Annotated in this window: 18 protein-coding genes; 8 read left to right on the forward strand and 10 right to left on the reverse strand. The window is 55.6% G+C overall.

Translation table 11 applies throughout. The features are described 5' to 3' along the window. The first annotated feature begins 41 nt into the window (after nucleotides 1-41). The 3 genes from AC2FPW_RS09080 to AC2FPW_RS09090 all read left to right on the forward strand — a co-directional run bounded on the left by AC2FPW_RS09080 (nucleotide 42) and on the right by AC2FPW_RS09090 (nucleotide 3,395). The gene (locus AC2FPW_RS09080) at nucleotides 42-1,217 is read left to right on the forward strand and encodes a glycosyltransferase family 4 protein (RefSeq protein ID WP_496813393.1); all 1,176 of its coding nucleotides are present in this window, start codon (nucleotides 42-44) and stop codon (nucleotides 1,215-1,217) included. Between the two features lie 220 nt (nucleotides 1,218-1,437). Next, nucleotides 1,438-2,808 carry a nucleotide sugar dehydrogenase gene (locus AC2FPW_RS09085; protein ID WP_496813395.1) on the forward strand — a complete coding sequence of 457 codons (1,371 nt, stop codon included), beginning with the start codon at nucleotides 1,438-1,440 and terminating at the stop codon, nucleotides 2,806-2,808. 383 nt (nucleotides 2,809-3,191) lie between these two features. Next, nucleotides 3,192-3,395 carry a hypothetical protein gene (locus AC2FPW_RS09090; RefSeq protein WP_480484468.1) on the forward strand — a complete coding sequence of 68 codons (204 nt, stop codon included), beginning with the start codon at nucleotides 3,192-3,194 and terminating at the stop codon, nucleotides 3,393-3,395. A gap of 3 nt (nucleotides 3,396-3,398) precedes the next feature. Here the strand turns inward: AC2FPW_RS09090 and AC2FPW_RS09095 are convergent, their stop codons facing one another. Further along, nucleotides 3,399-4,406: a replication initiator protein A gene (locus AC2FPW_RS09095; protein ID WP_496813396.1), complete on the reverse strand. Its 1,008-nt coding sequence runs from the start codon at nucleotides 4,404-4,406 to the stop codon at nucleotides 3,399-3,401. A 401-nt stretch (nucleotides 4,407-4,807) separates the two neighbouring features. On the opposite strand from AC2FPW_RS09095, the gene AC2FPW_RS09100 reads away from it, so the two are divergent. After that, nucleotides 4,808-6,223: an AAA family ATPase gene (locus tag AC2FPW_RS09100; RefSeq protein WP_496813397.1), complete on the forward strand. Its 1,416-nt coding sequence runs from the start codon at nucleotides 4,808-4,810 to the stop codon at nucleotides 6,221-6,223. A gap of 73 nt (nucleotides 6,224-6,296) precedes the next feature. Continuing rightward, nucleotides 6,297-7,313, forward strand: coding sequence for a ParB/RepB/Spo0J family partition protein (locus AC2FPW_RS09105; RefSeq protein WP_496813398.1), 1,017 nt, complete (start codon nucleotides 6,297-6,299; stop codon nucleotides 7,311-7,313). Nucleotides 7,314-7,341: 28 nt separating this feature from the next. Here AC2FPW_RS09105 and AC2FPW_RS09110 read toward each other — a convergent pair whose 3' ends face one another. The 6 genes from AC2FPW_RS09110 to AC2FPW_RS09135 form a co-directional block, all read right to left on the reverse strand. Next, nucleotides 7,342-8,397, reverse strand: coding sequence for a tyrosine-type recombinase/integrase (locus AC2FPW_RS09110; RefSeq protein WP_496813399.1), 1,056 nt, complete (start codon nucleotides 8,395-8,397; stop codon nucleotides 7,342-7,344). A gap of 285 nt (nucleotides 8,398-8,682) precedes the next feature. Further along, nucleotides 8,683-10,377: a glycosyltransferase family 39 protein gene (locus tag AC2FPW_RS09115; RefSeq protein ID WP_496813400.1), complete on the reverse strand. Its 1,695-nt coding sequence runs from the start codon at nucleotides 10,375-10,377 to the stop codon at nucleotides 8,683-8,685. 178 nt (nucleotides 10,378-10,555) lie between these two features. Then, complete coding sequence (locus AC2FPW_RS09120; RefSeq protein ID WP_496813401.1) at nucleotides 10,556-11,947, reverse strand: arylsulfotransferase family protein; 1,392 nt, start codon at nucleotides 11,945-11,947, stop codon at nucleotides 10,556-10,558. Between the two features lie 273 nt (nucleotides 11,948-12,220). Next, nucleotides 12,221-13,672, reverse strand: coding sequence for a hypothetical protein (locus AC2FPW_RS09125; RefSeq protein WP_496813402.1), 1,452 nt, complete (start codon nucleotides 13,670-13,672; stop codon nucleotides 12,221-12,223). Then, entirely contained in the window at nucleotides 13,672-13,914 is a 243-nt protein-coding gene (locus AC2FPW_RS09130; RefSeq protein WP_496813404.1) for a hypothetical protein, read from the reverse strand. The genes AC2FPW_RS09125 and AC2FPW_RS09130 overlap by 1 nt, the downstream gene beginning before the upstream one ends. Before the next feature lie 70 nt (nucleotides 13,915-13,984). Continuing rightward, nucleotides 13,985-15,028, reverse strand: coding sequence for an arylsulfotransferase family protein (locus AC2FPW_RS09135; protein ID WP_496813406.1), 1,044 nt, complete (start codon nucleotides 15,026-15,028; stop codon nucleotides 13,985-13,987). A 644-nt stretch (nucleotides 15,029-15,672) separates the two neighbouring features. Between AC2FPW_RS09135 and AC2FPW_RS09140 the strand changes: the two genes are divergently transcribed. Together AC2FPW_RS09140 and AC2FPW_RS09145 are read left to right on the forward strand one after the other, a co-directional pair. Continuing rightward, nucleotides 15,673-17,571: a glucosyltransferase domain-containing protein gene (locus AC2FPW_RS09140; protein WP_496813407.1), complete on the forward strand. Its 1,899-nt coding sequence runs from the start codon at nucleotides 15,673-15,675 to the stop codon at nucleotides 17,569-17,571. Next, a complete protein-coding gene (locus AC2FPW_RS09145) occupies nucleotides 17,572-18,909 on the forward strand; it encodes an arylsulfotransferase family protein (protein ID WP_496813408.1) in 1,338 nt (445 codons plus the stop codon). It abuts the gene before it with no gap. A 19-nt stretch (nucleotides 18,910-18,928) separates the two neighbouring features. On the opposite strand, the gene AC2FPW_RS09150 is transcribed toward AC2FPW_RS09145, so the two are convergent. The 3 genes from AC2FPW_RS09150 to AC2FPW_RS09160 form a co-directional block, all read right to left on the reverse strand. Continuing rightward, nucleotides 18,929-20,392, reverse strand: a complete 1,464-nt coding sequence (locus tag AC2FPW_RS09150; RefSeq protein WP_496813410.1) for a glycosyltransferase family 39 protein — start codon at nucleotides 20,390-20,392, stop codon at nucleotides 18,929-18,931. Between the two features lie 394 nt (nucleotides 20,393-20,786). Beyond that, the gene (locus AC2FPW_RS09155) at nucleotides 20,787-21,794 is read right to left on the reverse strand and encodes a glycosyltransferase family 2 protein (protein ID WP_209599255.1); all 1,008 of its coding nucleotides are present in this window, start codon (nucleotides 21,792-21,794) and stop codon (nucleotides 20,787-20,789) included. A gap of 228 nt (nucleotides 21,795-22,022) precedes the next feature. Then, nucleotides 22,023-23,348, reverse strand: a complete 1,326-nt coding sequence (locus AC2FPW_RS09160; protein ID WP_496813412.1) for a right-handed parallel beta-helix repeat-containing protein — start codon at nucleotides 23,346-23,348, stop codon at nucleotides 22,023-22,025. Nucleotides 23,349-23,755: 407 nt separating this feature from the next. Here AC2FPW_RS09160 and AC2FPW_RS09165 point away from each other — a divergent pair. Continuing rightward, nucleotides 23,756-25,182, forward strand: a 1,427-nt coding sequence (locus AC2FPW_RS09165) for a right-handed parallel beta-helix repeat-containing protein (RefSeq protein WP_496813413.1), incomplete at its 3' end; no start/stop codon positions are given.

Here is a 25,182-nt window from a genome sequence, read left to right on the forward strand (position 1 = left end):
CCGCATGGCCCGGATTTCGGAGCCACTATCAAGGCAAAAACATGCTGCATATTGGTGTAGACGCCAGTTCCTGGGAAAATGAACGTGGCTTTGGACGTTTCACCCGCAATCTGATCCCTGCCCTGGCGGCCCGGAAATCGGGCTTTCACTATACGTTGCTGTTCGATCAGGAACCGACGCGGCCTGTGCCCGAAGGTGTCGATATCCGGATTGCCGGGTCGGACAAGTCGATGTCAGAGGCGTCCTCCGGGGCCTCGGCGCGCGGCGGGGCCGATCTGCTCACCATGGCCCGATCCGCACAGCGGATGGAATGCGATCTGTTCTTCTATCCGGCGGTCTACTCCTATTTTCCGCAACTGATCCGACGGCCCTCGGTCGTGTGTTTTCATGACACCATTCCTGAACGGTTTCCCGATCTCATCTTCCCCAAGAAACTGAACTTCCGCCTGTGGCAGGTGAAATGCTGGCTGGCCAAGAAACAGGCAACGCGGATCATGACAATCTCGCAGGCGTCCGCCAATGATCTGGAACGTATTCTGCGCATCCCCGCAGATCGCACCGACATTATCACCGAAGGGGCTGAGCCGGTCTTTCGGCAAATCCACGACGCACAGCTTCTGGCGCAGACGCGTCAGACATACGATATCCCGCCCGACGCGCCCTTGCTGGTCTATGTGGGCGGCTTCAACCGGCACAAGAATGTGCTGCGCCTGATCGAGGCGATGCCTGAAATCCTGGCGCGTGTGCCAAATGCACGCCTGGCCATTGTCGGGCGCACCACCGGCGCGCGGTTCTGGGACAATGTCGAAGACCTCAAGGCCAGCGCTGCTGCCGATGCGGCCCGGTCCGAGAGCATCATCTTCACCGGTGAGATCGACGACGAGCAGCTTGCATTGCTTCTCAACACAGCCGATGCGCTGGTCTTCCCCTCGCTCTGGGAGGGGTTTGGTCTGCCGGCGCTTGAGGCGATGTCCTGCGGTACCCCCGTTCTGTCCTCGGATTGCGGCAGCCTGCCCGAAGTGGTGGGCGATGGCGGGCTGTATTTCGACCCCCTGTCCAGTCAGGCGCTGGCAAATCAGGCCGTCCGGCTACTGACCGAACCGGGCCTGCGGACCGACCTTTCGCAAAAGGCGCTGGCGCAAGCCACCCAGTTCAGTTGGGACAGGGGCGCGGAGCTTGCCGAAGCGTCGTTTCGGCAAGCATTACGCCCGAAATGACAAAAATTGTCCTGACTTGGGTAAATCAAAAATACCCTCAACAATACCGCCTATAACCACAGATTGAGGCGTGTCGGGAAACACGGTACTGCAGTCTCGGACCGGGCCGACAAATATGTTGGAATCGCACCCATTCCGCCCTATCCGTGGAGGAGCCTGGGTTTCCGGCAGTTGCACCGCGAATTGATTTCAGTCTGACTTTGTACGATCAGGATAGATTATGAACTACGAAACCTCGCACCATCTTTCCCTCAAGCAGCTTATCGCGGCGCGCGATGCGCGGGTTGCTGTGGTTGGGCTGGGCTATGTCGGGCTGCCGCTGGCGCTGACTGCCTATGATGAGGGGTTCGATACCACCGGCGTTGATCTCAACCCTGACCGGGTGGCACGGATCAATCAGGGCGATCAGGTCATATCGTATCTGGCGTCAGACCGGATCGCACAAGCGGTAGACAGCGGCAGGTTCCGCGCAACGCAGGACGCCGCGGCACTGGCCGGGGCCGATATCATCCTGATCTGCGTGCCGACCCCGCTGACCGATGCACAAGACCCGGACATGCGCTTTGTCGCCGCCGCCGCCGAAACCATCGCGCAGCATCTGCGCCCCGGTCAGATGGTGGTGCTGGAAAGCAGCGTCTGGCCCGGCGCCACGACCACACTGGTTCAGCCGATCCTTGAGGCGGGCGGTCTGCGCGCGGGTAGTGATTTCTTCCTGGCGTTTTCGCCCGAGCGCGAAGACCCCGGCAATGACAAGTTCGACACGCACAGCATCCCGAAGGTGGTGGGTGCCGACGATCCGCTGTCGCGGCAACTGGTCGAGGATTTCTACCGCGCCATCGTCACCAGCGCCGTTCCGGTCAGCTCGGCCGCCACAGCCGAAGCGGTGAAGCTGGTCGAAAACAGCTTTCGCACCGTCAATATTGCGCTGGTCAACGAGTTGAAGACCGCGCTTGAAGCAATGGACGTGGATGTTTGGGAAGTGATCGAGGCGGCGGCCACCAAACCGTTTGGCTTCATGCCCTTCTATCCCGGTCCCGGAATTGGTGGGGCCTGCATCCCGGTGTCTCCGGCCTATCTGGCCTGGCGCGCCGCGGATGCAGGATCTGATACACCGATCATCAATCTGGCCCGCTCCAGCAACGACGCCGTGCCATCCATGCTGGCGGCACGGATGGCGGCCGAACTGGCGGCGCGTAACGGCTCGGCCATCGCCGAGACCGGGCAACCCCTGACCGGTCAGCGCATCCTGCTGATGGGCATCGCCTATAAGCGCGATGTCGAAGACACCCGCCGCAGCCCGGCGCTGGTGTTGCTGGACGAGCTGGAGAAGCTGGGGGCCGAAGTGGACTATCACGACCCCTATTTCCCCCGCCTGCCCGAAGGCGGCGAATATCCGCAGCTTGCGGGCCGGACCTCGCAGCCGCTAACAGCAGAAAACCTGAAGCGCTATGCGGCGGTGGCCGTGATCACCGATCACAGCGCTCCGGATTACGGTCTGGTCGCGCGCGAGGCGGCACTGGTTTTTGATACGCGCAATGTTTTTGAAAAAGCGGGGATCAGGGTGACGGACGGGCGTCTGGTCAAGATGTGACCCCCTCAGCTCCCCCTGACATTCGGTGACCGAAACGCACGCTCATCTGGCATTCCATCCAAGCAACCGCGGATTGACAGAGCGGTGCCATAGGCGAACCTTTGCACATTTTCAGGGGGTGCGGGCGTTCCATATTGCTGTCACAAAAGTTTTGAGAAACTATCCTCTCAGACATTCCTATGTCTCAATAAATTATAAAGCGGTGTGGCACGAGTAGTGGAGCAAAGCTCCTCCCGGTAAAAATAACCAAATTTTAACCCTCTGTAGTTCAAAGTTTTGCCATGATTTCACCGCGAAATCATTATGGGCATCTGCCCAATGGCTGAACTGCAACCACTTGAGGGCTGGCCAGACCAAGACCATAGCCGGAGGACTTGGAGAACATGATCGGAGTTATCGGAATAGCCATTCTTGTCGGCTTGTGCGCCGGCGGGTTTGCTTTGTTCTCCGGTGCGTCCATCCTTATGGCTCTGGGCAGCTATGTCCTCTTCGGCTGGCTGTTCATCATTGCTGCTCTCATCGTCATCGGTGCTGTCAAAGCCGTGAAGACACGCGTGCAGAAACAAAACCCCGCCTATTCCAGCTAAGCGCTAATCCCGCCCGGCGACCCTCTTGGCCACATAGCCCAGAAACGCCCGCTGCGGGTTTCTGATCTGCGGGCGACCGGACGCGGCCCAATAGGCCAGCCAGTCCGCTTCCAACGCATAGACATCGCGGCCCGGTGCCATTGCCCTGGCTTCCTCCAGCGCCTGTGACGGCAGGATCGGCTTGTCCAGTCCCTCGATCACCTGGCCACGGCGCGAAAAGCGGATCAGGTCGCCGGGCTCTTCGATCATCTCATAATCGGGCAGGTGATCGGCTGCGATCATGTCGCGGATCATTTTGCGGAACACCCGCCGGGGCGAGGCCGAGCCCGATTTCTTCAACAGCACCTCGACCGAGATCCGCCACTCGGGCTGACGCCCGCAATGTTTGCGCGCCAGCTCATAGATGCGCCGCTCGAGCGGTTTGCGCAGGCGAAAGTAGTCGCGGCTGAGGGTCAGCACGGATTTCGCCAGCACCGCGCGAAACAGCCAGTCCGACAGTTTCACACTGACGCTGACCATCCGACCCGCCCGGGTGTGGCGGACGATTTCCCAGCTTTCGATCAGGCCGAACCCGGTGGTGGTTTCCTTCTCGCCGGTGACAATGTTGGTGGTGATCCGAGTGCCTGCCAGCCGCTCGAACGCTTCGCGCAGACGCTTGTAGCCATCGCCGCTGGTTTCGCGATTGGTGGCCACTAGCAGATCATGCGCCTTCAGATGCAACACCCGGCTGACCGCCCGGCCCGCATTGATCGCTGCCATCAGCTGACTGATGCAAAAGATCAGGATGTCCTTGTCGTGGATCGTCGCCAGCCCCCGCACCGAGGGCGTCACCGTGATCTCGACCCCGTTATGCTCGTAATTGAGGATCCGGCGATCCGGCCGGGTCGAGAGCGAAAACATCGGATGCTCCATCGAGCCCATATCTGTCTTGGGCAGCGCATCGAAGATATCGCATACAAAAAAATCACCCGTTGGGTGCCGGTCGGGCAACAACGCCCCTGACCCGCTCATACTGCCCTGCCCATATGTCCTGCCCGAATCTTTGTTCGTGGTTTTATTGACGCCTACCGTAGAGTTATCCACAGGAAGCGTAAAGCCGCCGAAACGTGGGATCAGAGTCACTCCAACGTGGGATCAGAGTCACCATATCGTGGGATCAGATTCAGTATGATCCACAAAAAATACAAAAACCTCTTTTTTTTCTTATACTTAATAGAACTCAAGTTCACTTGTAACTAATAAGATAACAGGATTCTAACTGAACATTTTTTTGCTATACGCTCAAAAGCAGCGTCTCGAAGGCTTTCTACCCCTTAATTTTGTTTAGAAAATCCAGTTTTGTGCTCATAATGCTTCCACATGCTTCCTTTTGTGGTATATTGATCAAAACATAGCACATAGGCAGGTTTTCAATGCGAGCAGCAACCTCCGAGGGGCTTCCCCCTTATTTCAATATTGATCCGGATCTGGCTTATGCTGAACTTGGAAATCCAACCGGCACGGGTGAGTTTTCACAAATCGCGGATGCCTGTGCACGGGGGCGCAGTGATCTGGCAAACCGGGGGCTGGAGGAAAACGGTCAGAAGAAGCTGCGCCTGTTTTCAACCTGGGAAATCACCAAATATCTGATCCCTGTCGCACCCGCCCATTTTCGGCGCGTGCTGAAGGGCAACCCGGACTTGCCGCAGGGGCAATCCGAAACCGAGGGCGGGGCCAAGTGGTTTACGCTGGATGAGGTTCTGCGGCTGCGGGCACATTTTGCCTCGGAGGGGTCCAAAGCCAAGGAGTACCGCCCTTACCGGCCCAATGGGCTACCTGCCAAGATCGTTTCGGTCGCCAATTTCAAGGGCGGTGTTGGTAAGACCTCAACCTGCGCGCATCTCGCCATGTCTGCCGCCCTGGATGGTTACAAGGTGTTGATCATTGATCTGGACAGCCAGGGTTCGATGACGTCGATCTTTGGCGGCAAGGTGAGCGATGAATGGCAGACGGTGTTCCCCTTACTCGCCCGTCATTACGCCACCCATCTGCGCCGTGACAATCAGGGGCGGCTTGATCGGGGTGAGGCACCGCATCCGATCGACGACACCTTGTCCGAAGCGCTGAAGGTCCGCAGCAGCGATCTGATCCAGACCACCCATTGGCCGAATATCGACCTGATCGGCGCTCAGCTGAACCTGTACTGGGCCGAGTTCCAGATCCCCGTCTGGCGAATGCAGGGCCGCAGCTGGAAGCTGTGGGATGCGCTGACAGATACGCTGAACGAAGATGGGGTGCTGGACGATTACGATATCATTTTCATCGATACCCCCCCTGCTCTTGGCTATCTGACGATCAATGGGCTTGCGGCCTCGGATATCCTGCTGGTGCCCATGGGGGCCTCGTTCCTGGAATTCGACTCCACCGGGCGGTTCTTTGACATGCTGCATTCCACGTTTCAGTCCATCGAAGACGGAGAGAACATGGCGGCCCGCGCGTTGGGGCGGCCCGAGATGGCCTTTCAGTGGGACGCAGTGCGCACAATCATCACCCGCTATGACGGCAGCCAACAGGCCGAGCTGGCCGGGCTGATGCAAGCCTATTTGGGCCGCACCCTGTCGCCGCATTGGCAGGGCTACACGGCGCTGATCGGGCAGGCGGGGGAACAGGTCAACGGTATCTACGAGGCCGATTACCGCGATTTCAACCGCGAGACCTATGTGCGCGGGCGGGAAACCTTTGATGCCACCTATGCCTCATTCAAGAAGCTGCTGATTGGCGTCTGGCGAGGTGAGGAACTGGCGCAGCAGGCCGAAGCGGCGGGAACGCCGGAACTGGCGCTAAGGTGATCATGTTTCGCGCGCGAAACACATCAGTGGCGCCCGAAACAGGGTCTGATCTGCGCTGGAAAAGGAGAATGTGATGGCAAAACGCAAACGGTTGACCCCTGCCCGGCCGGATTATCTGGAAGACACCCGCCCTGCCCCCGGGTTGAACCCTATGTTTCCTGCGGATACGCCCCGCGCTGCGCCTCCGGTTGCACAGGTGGCCGGAGCCACGGCGGCTCAGGCGGCACTGGAGGAGCTGTCCGGAGAATTGCGTGCGGCCCGTGCCGAGGGGCGGCTGGTACAGGACCTGCCGCTGGATTCCATCGAGGAAACCTACCTGGTACGCGACCGCATGGCGGCAGATGACGCGGATATGGAGGCGCTGAAGGAAAGCCTGAAAGCGCGCGGTCAGCAAACCCCGATTGAGGTCGTGGAGCTGCCGGAAGGGCGTTATGGGCTGATCTCTGGCTGGCGTCGGATGACAGCGCTGCGGGCGCTGGTGCATGAGACGGGTGAGGCGCGCTTTGCAACCGTGCGTGCGTTTCTCAGGCAACCACAGAGCGCATCTGACGCTTACGTGGCCATGGTCGAGGAAAATGAGATCCGCGTCGGGCTGAGCTATTATGAGCGCGCCCGGATCGTAGCACGCGCGGCAGAGCAGGGCGTTTACCCGGATGAAGCCGCCGCCCTGCGCGGGCTGTTTGCCTCGGCCAGCCGGGCCAAACGATCCAAGATCGGGTCTTTTGTGGCGATTTATCACGCGCTGGACGGCCATTTGAGATTTGCCTCTGCCATCCCTGAGCGGCTGGGATTGTCTATTGCGAAGGTTTTGAAGGAGGAGTCGAAAGCGGCTGCTTTGATCACCAAAGCCTTGCAAGGGGTCGCGCCCGAGACATCGGAAACTGAGATATCGGCTCTGACCCGCGCGGCAAACAGCCTGTCATCAAGGGATGCAAAATCGCCCGCTCCCGAGACGGCCTCGAAAGAGACATTCGGTGACATTCACTTGAAACAGAGTCGAAACGGTTCACAAGTCACCCTGTCCGGCCAAGGGATGTCTGAAGAATTTCTTATGGAACTGAAAACCTGGCTACACGCACGCAGCACCTGATGTTTCGCGCGCGAAACCATGTCTTCTTTCACCCCAACAAATCCGCGGCCGGGTTATCCGCAATATCGACGTCATCGTAGTATTTCTGCGCTTGGGCCATGGAGCGGTGCAGGGAGAGGCGCATGGCGGCCTGGATCGGGGCGCCGTCCAGTGCGGCCTGGGTCAGAAAGCCGGAGCGCAGCCCGTGCGGCGAGGCGAAGTCCTCAGGTAGCCCCGCCAGTTTCAGTCGGTGTCGAACAATCTGGTAGATCGCATCAGGGGACAGGCGGCGCTTGAGCACGTGGTCGGCCTTGGAGATGGGCCGGAACAGCGGCCCATCCCCGATCTGGCCCACCTCAATCCAATGCACCAGCGCCTGTGCCGCGCGGGATTTCAGCACCAATCGCGGGGTGTCGCCCTTGCTCGTGGTCTTGGTTTCCAGCAGTGAGATCCACACCAGACCCTTGGTCTCGAACTCTTTCAAGGACACATCTTCCCGCATCAACCCGGTGATCTCGGACCTTCGCCGCCCGCCCGAGGCCCAACCCAGCATCAGGATCGCCCGGTCGCGGCAATCCCGCCGGGACCCCCGACAGGTGGTCAGTAAGGTCTCGAGCACATCGCGGGTGATGGGATGGGCGGATTTCGGGGCAGGGGGGCGGGCGGCGGCGCGGCGCGCCTTGGCGCGGGCCTGCTTGACCTGCGGGACATCAAACGGGCTGGTGAGGTTTTTCATTCGGTGAAAGGCCAGCCAGGAGGCGATGCGCCGGTCCAGCGTCGAAGGGGCAGGGCAGGCGAGGGACTTGCGTAGCCCCTGAGCAATCAGCGCTTCTGCGGTTTCGCGCGCCACATCCGTTTCTGGTGCGTCATTCAGATCGCGGGCGTGATCGAGAATGAAGGCGAGGGCGGTGGCCTCAGATTCCGGCCAATTCAGCGTCGCTGCGAACCGCTCGGACTTCCAGGCGGTGACATAAAGCAGATCCCGTTCATATGCCCGCAGCGTGTTTTCCGGTGTGCCGCGCACATAAAGATTAGTGAGCGCCTCCTGATCCGTGTCCGAGAGGGCAGGGGAGGCGGCGGGGAGGTATGGGGCAGGGGGCTTCATGTACCCATTCTGCGTCAATTTGGGTCAGATTTCAAATAACATGATAAGGGGTACTTATCAATTATAATAGACAGAATTTCGAAAAAGCAAAGCGCTAAACAATTTGGTTATATTTTGTCTATTATGTTGGTAATATATTGATTCAAAGCTAAAAACTTTTCAAATTCTAAAACAACTGCTCTTCCGTGAAGCTATGTATCTGTTGCGGACTTTTGGTCATTGGACGTTCCAAGATATAGAATGTCACTCAGGTCATGGCTTGGTTTCGACTGGTAATCGCTGAGATCAATGGGTCTTTGTTCTGGGTTCAAAGAGTTCTGCGTTGGCCCGTCGTTTTTCGATTATTAATGTTTGCCTATAGCCTCGAAGTGCCGCGCGCCGCGCATCGGATACTGTTGGGGTTCCTTCGCCCGGCCAAGTGACCAACCAGACACGGGCACTTGGATGAGCACGCAAGGCGGCCTCATGCTCCGATACAATAAAATTAGCGTCGTTGATGTAATAGAACAGAGGTGTATCCGTCCAATCGCGTGCCTGCCGCATAAAGACAAGGTCATCAGGGCGCATTTCAGGCAGCATCGCTTGTGCAATTCCCTGGTAATCGTTTGGGGCACCGGGCTTTTGGGCGGCATAAGGTATACTGAACACAAACACGATGACGCATATCCCTATCGACACCAGCTTGAGGGGCGGGCGTCGGAACATCCAGACGGCTCCCGCTGCACAGAGGATTAGATAGTAGGGTATGAAGAGTAAAAAGGCCCGGTCGGCCAGAACATATACCTTGTAGGACGCCACAAAAATGATCAGCGGAGAAGCCACTGCAAGAAGCCATAGGAGCAAGGTTCGTTCCTGAGGGTAGTGCAGGGTTTTCGATGGCAGTCTCGGGACTAGCGCGCGCCATGCCGTGCCCATGGTCGGAATAAGGAGCGCAAGAAAGGGTAAAACGGACATTGCTGTCAGCAATTCGGTCCGGCGGTGAGCTATTGAGGCAAGCCACAGCATGAAACAGGCTGAACAGATAGCTGCAAAACCCAAAATCCCAGAAGGAATGTTTCGCTCCAAGCTTACAACCGGCGCTTCGCGCTTTGGCGCTCTCAGGCTGGCTGCCAGCAACACGAGGGCAAAGATAAGAATAATCCAGGTCCAGGCTGGTCCGATCTGTAGCATCGGAATGATGCGGTGATCCTTCGCATATAGAAACCCGAAGGAGAAGTATTCTACCAGAAATTCGGGATTTGGGTCGCGTACCGCAGCTTTTCGCGCGCGGTAAACTGCATGCGTCAGTGCTGGCGCGGACAGGATGAAGGCCAGGGCTTGTATTTGGAACAGCCTGGGGGTCCGCCACCGATGCGCAAGATATTCAACCTCTACATTGGGCCGGGGCAGAACCAATATTGTCCAGAACAGGTGAAGCAGGATCAATGGCCAGAAGAACTCGACCGTCAGAATTCCGGCCATGACCGAAGCAACATAAGCAATCTCGATTCCAGGTCTCGGTCTGCGTGTCCTTACAAGGGTAATCAAAAGCCAGGTTGCCAAGAGTGACAGGAAAGCCCCGGCAACATACATGCGGGCCATCTGGCTCCATGCGATGTGAAAGCCATGGAGCGCCAGCAATAGCGCGGCCAGGCATGCCACGGTCGATCCGAATACGCTTCGCGCGATCAGGAAAATCAGCGGGATGGAGCCCAAGGCAAACAGGACACCCGGAAACCGTAGCGCGAGATGAGAGGTTCCGAACGTTTTGGTCCAGCCCAACATGGCCACATACCACCCCATGGGGTGCGGCTCGTCATGAAAGTGCCACCAGATCGTTTCCGTAAGCCCAAGCCGTGGGGGGGGCTCGGAGATGCCGGGAACAAGAGAGATACCGGGAACGTAGATTTCCGGATGAGAAAGACTACGGTCTTCTATTCCCCATAACCGCAAGATAATCGTCAGTACAATTGTGATTGCCAGCGCAATGAAGACGGCCACGTTTCGGCGCTCACGCCTAATTAAGAACACGCTATCTTTTTCGAGTATGCTCATGACTTCTATTTAACAAAAACAAAGTGTGCCCGGTGGTGACAGGGCCAAGTATTCTTGGGCAACATTACAATAAGTGCCCTGAATTAGAAAATATTTTGCGATGGGGATGCATAGGTTCGTGACCCTAACAGCCGCTGTCAGAGATGGCTTTCAGGGCTTTCTCGCCGTGAGGTTGAGATATGTAACGTGACCATCCCAGGGAATAAGTCTCTCCGTTTTGTGCCCTGTTGACGAATGTAGCGACAATCTGACCAGCGCTATTGAGTGCGAATACGCGGCCACGGTTTGCTTCTTCGAAAATCAAGTGCCCGGACGGTGTGAAATCCTGCAAACCTTCCGATACTGTCGCGGCCCCCAAATCTTCCAATGCCGCACGAAAGGGGCTTTCCACTGAACCATCCTCAAAATCATAGATCAAAGTTTCGCTTATGCCTTCCACACGTGCGCCAAGCCCGCGATCATAGGCGTTATTGTTGAACACCGCGATCCGGTGATCATCAAGGATGTCCACGTCATGCTGCGACAACCAGGGGCCTGCCTGGGACCAGATGATTTCGTGGGTCGACGGCCGGTAGAGCATAACAAGAGACGGCGTGCGCAAACTCAGAAACAGGTCCCCACTTTTCCAATATGGCCCATTGGTAAGAACCGGCTCGATGTCGTTCAGGTGCATTGGGTCGTGATAAAAATTGGCGGCGGGGAACAGCAGGTGGCGCAAACCGTTACTATCTAAAATTTCATCCAGCGCCTCTTCGAAAACCACTTCACCTTTGGCACTTACCCGCACCAGAGATTCGCGGGCAAATTTAGGTGACAGGTTTTCAGGCCAGTCATTCAGCTTGTAGCTTGGGATCCAGAAACCGCCCTGTCCGTCAGGGCTGGTTGAATGGTGAAACAAATATTCGCTTCGTGACCATCGGACGTCACCGCAAGGTGTTAACATGAACAGTGGCGCAATGTGGTTTTTGACCAGAAGATCCCCTTCTTCGGTCAGGTACGGGTGGATATAGCGAAAATAGGCGTTATTCCAGTTTTCGTAGCGTGCGAACCCATCAAATTCCGGAAGTCGGTTAACAGTGGCCAGCAACGTTTCGGGCTCTGGTGACCAAGTCCTGAGAATCTCTCCGGTCTCCAGAGACATCAACTCGATCACGTGTCGCGCCTGATCGCCGTTATAGCGGCTTATTAACAAGTACCCGGTTAGTCCACCAGAGCCAGGCGGTTGCCTCCATGACCATCCGGCGGGCAAATCTGCATTCGCTGAAAGACGAAGAAAGGGCATCATTTTGGTGTCCGGTCGCCCAATCTGCTTAATTGCTTGCCGCGCGTTCTCGGGGATTTCGGCCAGTGCCAGTGCCGCTTCACCTATCGCTCCGAAGTGATCGCCACCCCGATCTTCATTTCCCCGGTCTTCATCGAGAACGACCGCACCAAACAGGACCATGCATAACAGCCCTGTGACCAGAACCAGCCCCAAGACCCAAAGCTCGACTTTCTTAAAAAGAAGCTTTTCCATCACGGGTATTGACCTTGAGATGATCAGCTCGAAAAAAAGAAAACTTATGAATTCTGGGGGAGCTTACACCAAAACAGGTCGCTTTTCAAAAAAACGCAGCCATCCCTCAGAATGCAGGCAATCACCGTAAGGGAATAAGTCACTTTTTAGTCAGGCAGTTAGATGTCTTGGAACTTATCTTGTCTGTAAGAAAATATGATCAGGATGAGGGCTCCTAACCAAGCGTTCGGAGCGATTGTCATGGGCTGGATTTTCTAATTGTCCCGAGTTCCGCTATCTCACGGCCAGCTCATCAAGGTTAGTGTAGAGCGCGTTCGCCGTATGCAGCAATTCGGCGTCAAACAAGTGGTCGGGGGTTTGGTCTGGTGTGTTGCGAAAATAGCCGTCGAAGCACTGGCCTTTTCGGGGAAGCTCCAGCGTCTCGCACAAAGCGTGCATTGTCTGATCAGGACGGGCTCTGAGATCATCCTGCGTGACGATCAAGCATCTGTCGCTTTGCTTTTCGACGTTGTGGAAAGCAGCAATCCAGTAGTGCAGCCAGTAATCTGGTTGCTTTGGATCGATCTGGCCGGGATCGAACGTGTCGAACGCGATGGGCCGGTGCAGCAGGCCAAATTCGAGATGCCCGATGTCCAGCATATAGCGGCGAACGAAATCATCTTCAGCCTGAAGTTTAAGAAAGTTTTTGTGCTGGCGCAGCAGTGAGGCCGCATGTGCGGCCGGTCGGCGCAGCGGGACAATGATGTCGCAGCCGGGGAAATAAGACGGCAACACATTCAATCGCGCGATGTTTGCGTTATTCTTCGACAGATATCGCGCCTGCGCCTGCCCGGGGCGCCGTAGCGCAACAATCTTGTCAAAATGTCTACGCAGCCGATCACAGGCTGGTTCGTTTTTGTCACCCTCTTGCCAAAGATCGATGGCTTTCTGGTGATATTTGTCCGGCCAGTAGAGGCGCCATAGCACTTCGTCAAATGCCTCGGGGCTGTCGAGGTCAATCTCAAGCCCGTCACCATGGGCCCGTTCGCGGCGTGTCACCCGATCTGATCGTTTTCCGCCGAGGACTGACCAGAGATAGGGGGCGGTGATAAATGGCATGTCCCGGTATTGGTGCGTTGCGATCACGGGCATATCAAAAAATGCGTTTAAGAGCGCGGTTGTGCCACCTCGGGCCAGGGAAGTGATGAAGATCGGAGGTCGTGATCCCCTTGTCTTATTGGTGAACCTAAAGACCCTGTCATCTGCGGCCGCCAAGGATTTCATTAATAATGGCGTTGAAAAAGCCAAAGCGTGAACCAGGCGGTCACCTTCCGAATAGGCTTCGGTTTCGGAGGGCTCGTTTCCGGGCAAACGCTTCGAGACGAACCGGGCGATAAGGATCGCTGCCACAGTGACGGCGACGATATAATCAAGGCGGAGCATCAGCCCCATCACCTCATCGGTGGTTGCAAGGCCAGCAATATCAGCCAGAAGTATTGGTGCTCCGGCAGCGACAAGCGACAGGCTGAAACGCCAGGCGAGTTGCCAGACGCCTTTCAAGAGCTCGAACGCGGCGCGGCGGACGGCGACCTCTTTCTCTTCATCTGTGGTTTCCGCGTCAAACATCGCAGAAACCCCGCGAACCGAGGATGCAACCAAAGACCGGGCCGCCGGAACAACTCCGGTCTTCAATAGGCCTATTGCAAATCCAAGAACCGCCAGCAGCGAGACGCAGAAAGCGATCATCAATGACGCTCGTCAGGTGGGGTCTCAGCGGTCCTGGCGTTGCGACGGGCATTCAGCGCCCGCTTGATCGGGAACCAAAGAAAGCCGGCAATCAGCAAAACCACGACAACCAGCAGGGCCAGGGCCAGGCCAATCGCGCCGAGACCGGCCCCCGGCCCTATATACGCATGAGCTGGCGTGGCACATGCAAGGCTGACCAAAGCAAATGCAGCGCTCACTGTAACTGAAAATCGTCTGTTCATGATTTGCTCCTGAGTAATTTCGGGTCCAACACGCCTTTATCAAGCGCGGCCGATGGCCTTTTTTGCGATTTCATTTGTCACAGGACGGCAGCGCGTCAAAGTAATCGGGCGGAACATGAACGGCCGTTGTGATGATCGAATTGTAGTCGTCAGTCAGTATGTTCGACAATTCGCGCACCAAATCCCCGTCTGCCGTCACCTCGATCACCCGGCCCTCCATTGGTGAGGAGATCAGCCAATTGCCATTGGGCAGCCGTTCCTGCTGCCCCATGATGAAACTGTCGAAGACCAATTCGGATCCCGCGAATTTATCGCGCACCTCACCGGTTTTCATATCCATTTCAATAATGGAGGATCGGCGGCGATCGGTATTGTTCGAGTATACCGTAATCGTGCCATCGGGATGAAAATCCGCATCGTGCTGGTGCTCCCACGGCCCCGCTTTGTGCCATTTCAGACGCTTCGTCTTCCGATCAACAACACCAACCAGATCGATTGCTCGGTGTGACATGATAAGGTCGCCTGCAGAGAATTGAGGGAATGCCCCGGCCCATTCCGATGGCAGGACTTCGACATCATTTGGGTGAATGATGTCCGGGATTTCATCGGCCTCTGCATCCCAGCGCCACTTGAAACCGTTGGGAATACGGAATGCCAGTTGCGCCTTAGGGTCAGGAAGGATGACGTCTTTCGCCAGGTCAATGCTCTCAAGCGTTTCTCCGGTTTCCGCATCAATCCGGGTCATTTGCTGATCGTGCCCGCCATCCCAGATTTTGGAGGTCCAGGTCCAGAAGCCGCCAAGGTCGGGATCTTCGGTCAGCGAATGGTGAAAGACCATATCTGTGCGCCGCCATATGATGTCGCCGCATGTATCAAACCTCGCCATGCCCATGCTGTCATCGAAATTGGCAAGGATTGACCCATCGGGCAGAGGGCGAATGGCGTGCACAAATTCGGCTTCGTTTCCACCTTCAATAACTTTTGAATGATCAATCTTCCAAGTGTGCAGCACGTTGCCTTCGATATCGATGAGGTCTGTGAGATAGCCGGGCGCGGGATTGGCGATCCGGTTGATCAGCACATAACCGGGCGCGACTTTATCAGCTTGGTGCACGACGTATGAATCCGATGGCATGCGTGCCGGGCGCTGGAGGTAGGTTCCGCCCGGGACTATATACCCGGTGGCTCTCCACGATCTGATAGCCTCTTTGGTCTCTGAGAATGCCTTCCAGGGCTCCCAGTTTTTGTGGGTCGTCCACATCCCTAAAATAAACGAAAAGACAGCAACGAGTAAGATTGCGGAGATGTATGAAACAATACGCATTGGCGAAACCTGGATTACAATCGTTACTGTGTATTTGTCCTCCGCAGCCCGAGCCAAGTCAACGCAGGAGTCCCGGCGCGTTGCCATTGGCGCCGAACTCTGACCTTTTTGTCTGAATACTCCTGATTGTTCGTGATCGTTTGCCCGTATTGACTAGTTGTATTGTGCTTTCCAAGACGTTTAGGGAATATGCGATTTGGGAATGTGAAGCTGCCATGGCTGCCGTGAAAGCGGGGCTGATACTGAGGCCATGCTTCGAACGAGGAATGCACTGGTGGGGTCAAGAAACGGCATCTGGAGTCCAAATGGATTTGTTTTGCAGAGGCTGGGAGTGGATGGCACATTGAGAAGTAATGACTAAAATAAAGACAATGGTTTGAGAGAAGGTGTCGTTTGGTTTCATTGGTTCATGCGGTTTCTGATTGGGCTCCTTTATGAGTGATGATACCAGAGCGCCAGCTTGGGTTTTGTTGCTTACGGCTGCGGTTCTCGCAGCTTTACTTTTTTTACCGACCGTCGGGATTGGCGTCGTGCGGTCCGGTTTCAATCCGGATGAGTGGAGGTTTGCCGCCGGTCTCGAGCGCGGATTTGCCGAGGTGCATGGTCGTTGGTCGACTCATTGGGTGCACGAGGAACTCTTTGGCTGGGATACGCCAATTGCATTTCTGATTTTTGTTATTTTTGTCGCTCTGTTCGGGGTCTCCGTCCTTATCGCACGCCAGTCCGTGGCCAGGACGGGTTCAATTATGATGATCGCCGCTATTGTGGTGGTTTTTCTGGCAGGGTCTTCTCATGTTTATTTGACTGAAATCCTGCATTATCAGACGCAAGCACCATGGTTCAGCCTTGGCCTTATGGCTTCTGTTGGTGCGATGACTATGATTGCGCAGCCGCACGCGCAATCAGTCGGAGGTATAGTTCTGCGCATGATCGTGGCCGCCGAGCTTCTGGCGATTTCGATCGGCTTCTATCAAAGCTACGCGCTTATGGGCTTTCTCATCCCGGCTATCGTCTTGATCCGGATCGACGGGTACGACCATCGTGAAAGCGTGCTCTGCATCTTCCGAGTTCTTGTGGTTTCTGTTGTCGCTCTGGCCCTGTATCAACTGCAGCTGCGGGCGACCATTTCCATTCTGGATCTCAGGGCAAATTTCCGTTTTGCAGGCGGGGTGGAGTCGACAGTGATTTTGGAAAAGTTGTCCGCGTTGCATCGGATGGAAAGGCTTGTCCATAGCGGTGGGCTTTTGGGAATGCCGCAGCCATATCGCGGAATTTTCCTGCTTGGAACGGCGGCTGTCTGTGGGTTGGTTCTTATGGCTGCCTTGAGCGCGCTTCTCGCCCCACGCGCCTTCCCTGGCGGAGGATGGTTCGGAGCGTTTCGCGTGTTTCTCGGTGGGTTCGGCGCCCTGTTCATATTGCCGGTTCTGATCTGGTTCCTCTATCCGGAGCCTTATCTGATTGGTCGCAGCATCGGCTTTATCGGCTTTGTCTTCGCCGGTGTCGCTCTGGCAAGTACTGCGGTTGTTGCTCAGGGGATGGCCGGGGTGCCCGTGTCGCGCATTGCCCCGGTTGCAGGGCTGACCCTGGTGCTGATCTTTGGTGTCAGCCAAGCAATTGCGTCATCGCATATCTGGCCACTTTTTCAGCGTGTGGCGGAGCAGGATGTTGCCCTGGCCGACGACATAGTGGAGCGAGCCAGATCGATGAATGGTTTTGATATCACATCGACACCGATCCGTTCTGTTGGTGGGCCTGCTGACCAGCACCTAAGGTTCGGTGGTTTTCAGACACCCAGCACCTTTCATCGTGGCATCGACATGAATTCCATATTTCAGATTCGTTACGGAGCTGCGAATTATGCCGGGTCGGTTCTGACCCCTCCGCGGCCCTGCGCGGCCTTCCCGGAAGATGGATCGGTTTTCATGGCTGAGGGCACGCTTTTTGTTTGCTTCGAAGCTGCTGAACCCCTGCCTAGGCAATCTACCTGCTTTCCTCTGGGGGGCGAAAGGAATGCTGCGCTTTGTTACTCTGACACTATGGCCGTTCTGCTGGGGCAAACCTGCGCGGATATAGACCCCGGTGACGGCCAGATCGTTGCAACCCAGTTAAACGAAGCTGGCGAGTGGATCAGGTTCAACCGTTTTCCCTGGCAAGCTCTGGCCACAGAAATGAACGGTCTGTGTTACAGGTTTCTGAGTACAGGAGGCGAACCGTTCTCGGTCCTGCGCATTGAGCACAAGACGGCGATGGGAACCGAGTGGACCGTGGAACATGACGCCACAGACGCACAGGCGTTGGAGGAAATATTAAGTACGGGCAATGAGGTGGAGTAAGTGGCCGTGGATCGCCAGAATGTAGTGAGTTTTATCGTCTTTCTCGTCTGCGGTGCAACGCTGGCTTTTCTGGCAGGTGTTTCTGCAGCCGTTCTGAATTTGCCGCCGACAGCTTTGGTTCAGGAAGCCAGAAGCACGGTAAAAGAGTTGATCCACGGCCCGTGGTATCGTGACCCCCGGTGGATGCCGCGTCGCTATGAGGGAACCGGCCTTGTCACATATAATCCCGAGCTTAGCTGGGCTGGGTTAACAGTCATGCAAGGCATGTTTGACGATGGCGCACAGGCGCGCGTCTATGATGCTGACGGGACGCTTTTGCGCACCTGGCCGCTGGATTTTCACGCAATTTGGTCCAATCCGGCTCATATCATCCCTGACAAGAATATCCCCAAGGGATCTGGAGAATATCACACTCAGGGGGTTGCCCTGAGAAAGGATGGATCCGTCCTTGTCAATTTCGCCGAGCTGGGCACCGCGCGCCTTGGTCCTTGCGGTGATACCGTCTGGACTGTTGATCAGATGACCCACCATTCGATCACGGAGAACCCGGATGGGACGTACTGGATTCCAAAAAAACGTGATCCGGCCACCATAACCCCTAAATATATGCTTCCGGGCGCTTCGGTCGAAGCAATCATGGATTCCGACAATTACTATGCCGATTCAGCGCTTTTGATCGACCCCGAGGGACGTATCATTGAAGACGTCCCCATCCTAGAGCCAACGATTGACTGGCTGATAGAAAATCAGGAACTGGACATCATCTATGGGCTCAATCCAGAAGAGCTGGACCCGCTACATCTCAACGATATCGAAGTTGTCACCCCTGAACTGAGCGCGCGCATCTCAGGGTCAGAGCCCGGAGATTTGCTGCTCTCCATGCGTAATCTCCACGCGCTGGCTGTATTGAACAGATCCAGTGGCAAGATCGTCTGGATGCAGCACGGACCGTGGCTGAAGCAGCACGATCCCGATATCGAGCAGGACGGCACCATCACCGTCTTTGATAATGGCAGCGGTCACCGAATGCCTGGCCGTGATTTCGTGGGTGCCCGTGTCCTTCGGTTCGATCCCGTGACTGGTCTGGCTGAGACGGTTTACCCCCAAAACGATGATCAGCGTTTTTTCAGCTTTATCATGGGTACACATCAGGCGTTGCCCAACGGCAATATTCTTGTAACCGAAAGCACATCCGGACGCGTTTTCGAGATCACTCCGGATGGAGAAACCGTCTGGTCGATGGTGTTTGTCGCGGGAACCCGCTCTGCCGCACTGATAGAGGAAGCGCGGCGTTATCCTCTGGATTTTGTAGACCGGTCAGTCTGGTCTTGCCCCTGATCACCAGTTCGGCAGTCGCTCAGTCACGCCGATATACATGAACGTTACCATCGCCCAGTGTTCCGGGGAAGTCATGGACAAGGTCCAGTTGCCCTTTGGCATCCTGCCTCAGTTGCGGGATGGCGCTGAACATTCGGTTCGGAAACAGGACGACCAATGTCACAGGACCAGGCTGAGCTATTGCTTTTGCATATGCTTCGGGGTCGCCAATGGTTGTCCAGTTGGCATTGAAATGGTTCTCAAAGACAGGCCCGCCCGGATTGATGGCGTAAACCCGCTCGGAAGGGTTGCGGGTCTGTTCCACAAAGGCAAAAGCTCCGGCCAGATTCTGTTTTGGCGCGGCATAGTTCCGCTGCACAAGAATCACGGATAAAGCGATCATCGCCGCAACACCGACGGCGAACAGTGGCATTCCGATCCGAGGTTGGCTTATCACTCGTGCCACAATGCTTGCACCGTGCCAGCAGCCGATGACCGCAAAAATGATGACCGGGCCGATATCAACAAAAAAGAAGCGTGGCCATATCCGCATGTCGAGCGACAGGAGAATAGCCAGCGTCACCACGATATGAATAACGATGGACGGGAAAAACAGCGGTTGTGCTGAATGTGCTCCTGCGGCACCAAACGCCAGGGCGACCAATCCGCCGAATGCAACAATCATGGTCAGCGGGCCAGTATCTCCGACTGCCGTCCGTAGCCCTTCCAGCACTGTCCAGACCGGGCTCTGATACTCCTGCATAGGATCGACAGCGGATGTTGCCGCTACCTCGCCCATGGCTTCCACGAGGCTTGGAAAGATCGGCAGATACAACAACACAATTAAGACCAGCGCCATTGCTACGCCAATAAGAGGCCGCAGCACCCAGTCACGGGTCAGGGCGGGGCGCCCAAACCCGGTTACTAGTGACACCAGCCAGATGAAGCCCAGGGCGACAAAGAAGAATACCCCGGTCAGGTGTGTGAAAACCGCAGCTGCGGCAGTCAGGCCAAACGCAATCCACGTGCCGATGGTCGGACGGTGCGTCCCCCGCAAAAAGAAAATAAGGCCCAAAGTGCTCCAGAATGCGAGTTCGGTATATCCACGGGCGTTCTGCGAAAACCAAACCTGATGATAGGAAAGTGCGACAAGCAGGGCCGAAATATGAGCGACCTTCGTGCCTGCAACATCCCGGGCCAGCCACCAGATTGCAGCAACGATACCAACGCCGAACAGCACCGCTGGAAAACGATAGGCCCAGGGCTGATCTCCGAAAATCTGCGAAACCAGCTTAGCCTTCATGCTGAAGAAATAGTGATGGTTCATCGAGTATTCGCGCATCATTTCGCCCCAAGGTAGGCGGACATGCGTATCGACGGTCCAAATTTCATCATACCATAGCGGCGCATTCAGCCCTGCGGTTCGCAGCACGGAGGCGAGAAGCAGTATGAGCAGGAGCACAGCCAGATCATTACGCCCAACTGCGGGGGATTGTTGTATCATGGGGTTTTACCGGTCACATGTGCCTCGGTTCTGGGTGGCATTTGGTAAGTCGACCTTGCGTGAGGCGCGCGCAGCTTTCTGTCGGTATTTTTGCTCCTGCGGTGTATGTGCATACGAATGCGCAAACATTGGAAATTCTGCGCAAAGATAGTCACCTATTTTTGGATAATGTGACCTGGTGGGCCTTATTGGTGCTATTTCTGGGCCTGTGACCTTTCTATATGCTGGCCAGCTCTGCCCCGCACCCTTTGGTTGCATCAGATGGCTTGCAGGCAACTGTTGGCGCAACATTATCTCGCAATTCCCATGACATTCGAAATGATCGCCGAGCAACAAAACACCGCCTGTACCGAATAAACGAATTGAACATCCTGATGGTTCAATTGACGAAAGCTCAAGTCAATGGTTTTCCGTCGGGCGGCTCCGCAAGGGCCTCGGCGGTTAGGCCAAGGCTGCTTTCGACAATGTAAAGCGGGCGTTTGCGGGCCTCGTCAAAGAGACGCCCCAGATACTCGCCGATCACGCCAAGCACCACGAGTTGCAAACCACCGATCAACAGCACGGCAACCATCAGCGAGGCATAACCAGGTACGTCCACCCCGTAGATCAGGGTACGTACGATAAGGAAAATGCCGTAGATAATCGCCGCCAGGGCGGTCAGCATACCGACATAGCCAGCAATTCTCAGCGGGACGGTGCTGAACCCGGTAATGCCGTCCAGTGCGAAATTCCAAAGACGCCAGTAGTTGAACTTGCTTTGTCCCGCTGCGCGCTCAGGCCGGTCATAAAGTACCTCGGCATGTCGAAATCCGACCCAGGCGAAGAGCCCCTTCATAAAACGATTATGTTCTCGCAATTGGGTTATTGAGCGAACCACCCTTTGGTCCATGAGCCGAAAATCACCCGTATTGGCCGGAATCGGAACCCCTGAGAGCCTGTTGATGATCTTGTAGAACTTTATCGCCGACCAGCGTTTCATCGCGGTGTCCGTATTGCGGCGGTGCCGGACGGCATAGACGACATCGAACCCTTCGCGCCATTTCTCGAGAAAGCTTTCAATCAGTTCGGGGGGGTCCTGCAAATCCGCATCTATCGGAACGACTGCTCTGCCCGAGGCAACGTCAAGTCCGGCGGTCAGGGCGATCTCTTTGCCGAAATTGCGGGAAAAGTTTACCACTTTGATGCGCCTGTCATGTTCGTGCGCGTCGGCTAAAATTCTGGCTGTGCCGTCTGTGCTGCCGTCATTCACACATATGATCTCATAGCTTTCGCCAAGGTTTCCCAGAAACTGGCCCAGCCGATCAAACAGGATTGGCAGAACGTCCTCTTCATTGAACATCGGCACAATAATGCTGAGTGTCGGGGTATCTTGACCTGCATGACCGGCCCGAGACTGCGACATGGGTGTGTTCATATTTGGCGGCACCGTTTGAATGTCGTTTATTGTGTAGCTGGCTGTATGTGATCATGGTTTGATGCGGGCCTCAAAGAGTTCCGCGCCTGCGCACAGCTTTTTTGAGCATCCGTGTCTGTTTGTAACCACTACATGTCTGCTCTTTTCGTTGGGAATACCGGGAGTATTCTGAAGATTTGACCTAATGTGCCCGGTGCGGGCGCCGTCATATTGGGGCTATTTGCGGGTTGGGTAATTCTTAACAAGCGTGGAGCCGGCATTAAGCCGATCGATTTGGCTGCCCGGCCGCACGCCATATTCGTTATGTCCGTTTGCCGGTCCGGTTGCGTAGTAGATGAACTCACTGTCGTAAAATCCGGGTGCCCCCCGGGATACATCCTGAATGGCGGCGTTATTAAGGATGACCCAATCGCGCTGGTTCTTGTATCCGCTGATTTTACTGACGGCGTTTTGTTCGATAACGACTGAGGTTGAATCCGGGGAAACGCTGATGCGCGGAATGGTGATGCCCCCATCTTTCTCCCGTCTGACCCGGATGACCGAATTTCGCCTGATCGACAGGTTATCTGCCCCATGGATCGAAATACCGTGTGCATGGGCATTATAAATCACGTTGTTCTCGATCAACACATTCTGATGACGAACCATGGGATCCCCCAAGTTTTTGCCATCTCCGCCCATCCAGATTGTCTGAGCATAATCTCCCGCGCCCATGTCAAAGATATTGTTGCGAATTACGATGTCTGTGCTGCGTCGGTTGGACGCGCGCATGATCTGCAGCATGTCACGGTGATCCTTGCCTCCGCGTATACCGCGAAAATTGTGCAGATGATTGCCTTCGATGATCAACCCATCAACAGCGCCCATAGCCATACCGTCCGAGCGTATGTCGTAGAAGGTGTTTCCCTGGATCGTTATGTCGTTGCCATGCCCACCCGTAAGTCCTTTCCACCATCTGCGGAATGTGTTCTGGGACAGTGTAATCGATACATTGTCCTTGAGGCGGAGTCCGCGGCCATGCCCCACTCCTGATTTGTAGCCACCATCGAACAAGGAGTTCGAGATGGTCACGTTTCTGCTGGAATAGATGGTGAAGCGGGTGGTTGAGTCCTTGTCCCCCGGGGAATACTCATAGTCAAAAATCAACCCATCCAACACGATGTTGCCCGCGCCCTGCAGGCGTAATTCCGTGAAACATGCAGGCGATCCGGGGTTGGTTGAGCGGATCGTGACGGGCTTCTCAAAAATATTGCTAACTTTCAGAGCGCCATAATTCCCGCCTTTAAGAATGAATGTCTCTCCTCCCTTCGCATTTTTTACGGCGCCTGCGAGTTCAGAAGCGTTGCGGAGTATCTGACCCTTTTCTGTACCGGACACGTTTGTCGTGGCTTTCGTGTCGGTACACGCCCCAGCGGCATAGGACGGGGCCGAAAAAGAGAGTAGCAAAATGCAGGCACACACCAGCATTCCGAAAGAACTGTGTTTGTCCCGCATGGCAGGTCCGCCCGTGTCACGTTCATCAATTAGGAAGGCTACGGGCATGGATGAGTCGTGTCCATAAAGCTGTGTTGAACAGAACGTTGATGGATTTGATGGGGCACCCACACGGGGTGACGTCACGGCATCGGGCAATTCACCGCCGATATTTGTTCGGGATACGCGGGCCCATGCCGGAATAGTGGCAATTGTGTGTTCATTGTTGCGGCAGAGGAATCAATTCGTAAAACCCTTGGGTACCGCTAAGGGAAGGGGAACAATTCCCGGTAACGAGTATCAATTTCACTCGGAAATGAAGGCGAAGGGACATTATTGTCCCGATGCGGGCAACAATTTCCAAACATAGCCACATTCTGGCCCATCTGTCGCCTTCGTGCGGCTGTTCCTTCTGTCCTGGGTGAGCGGGATTCTTGTGCGCTGCCACTCACAGCGCCTATGCAAAAAGGTGAAAGATGTCGACGACAATCACGGTAACCTCTGCGGCGGAGTTGAACCAGGCTCTGTCTCAGGCGACAGGTGGGGAAACGATACTGCTTGCGGCAGGTGATTATGGGGTGCTGAATCTCAAAAACGCCCTTTACACATCCAACGTGACGATCAAATCCGCTGATCCGAGCGCGATGGCAAGCTTTTCGGAAGTTTATGTCAACCAAACCTCGAACGTCACGTTCGATACTATCGAGTTTGATTATACATATGTCAGTGGGCAGCGTGAATCTGCCAGCAAGTTCCGGATCGACAACAGCACTAACATAAACATCGTCAATTCGGTTTTTGATGGGGATTTTGCAAGCGGAACCGGGACCTCGGCTGATGGGACAGGTTTCGGCAAGGGGCTTGTGGTCGAGGGTTCGGCAAATGTCACTATCGCCAATTCCGAGTTCCATTCCTGGTGGAAAGCCATAAATGTCGGCACCTCCTCGGATGTTGATCTGATTGGCAACAACATTCACACAATCCGTTCTGACGGCATCAATCTGGGTCGGGTTGACGGCGTTCTGATCGAGAACAACTATATCCACGATTTCGGGGGTGCCGCGGGTTCTTACGATCACCGCGATATGATTCAGATTAAGCGTTCCAGCGGGGATGGCAGCAGCGACATCATCATTCGGAACAATGTCCTGGATATTGGGTCGGGTGACTACACGCAGGGCATTTGGGCCGGGGGCGACAACGCCAACTATTCGGATCCGACGGACTGGCACCAGGATATCGTGATCGAAGGAAACGTTATCTACAATGCCCATACTAACGGCATTGCGATTCACATGACCGATGGTCTGACGATTTCGAACAACACATTGATCGCGGTTCCGCGCTCGGTGACGGGTGGTGTGACCATTCCCAAAATCACCGTCGGATCATCTTCGACCAACGTGATCATCGACCAGAATGTGACATCCGGGATTGCTGGCCACCAGGGACAGTCCGACTGGACGGTTCTGGACAATGCCTTTGTTCAGAATACAGACCCGAACGCAGCCGGATATTATGATGCTCAGTTTACCTATCATGCGACAACCGCAACCGATGGGTACAACCAGTTTGGTGTTATTCCCGGTAGTACAGTAGATGTTCTGGGGGCAGGTTCTGACCTGGTCGATAGTTATCCGCTCTCCTACGATTCTTGGGTTGGAACGGCGACAACGCCTGTCTCCGGTGGAACGGGAACCAGTACACCGCCGTCAGGCACAACGTCCAATAGTACGTCCGGTACGGATACCGGCGGTACATCTGGCACGGATACCGGTGGTACGTCCGGTACGGATACCGGTGGTACGTCCGGTACGGATACCGGTGGTACATCCGGTACGGATACCGGTGGTACATCCGGTACGGATACCGGTGGTACATCCGGTACGGATACCGGTGGTAC

Source organism: Ruegeria sp. SATB027 (assembly GCF_059613825.1).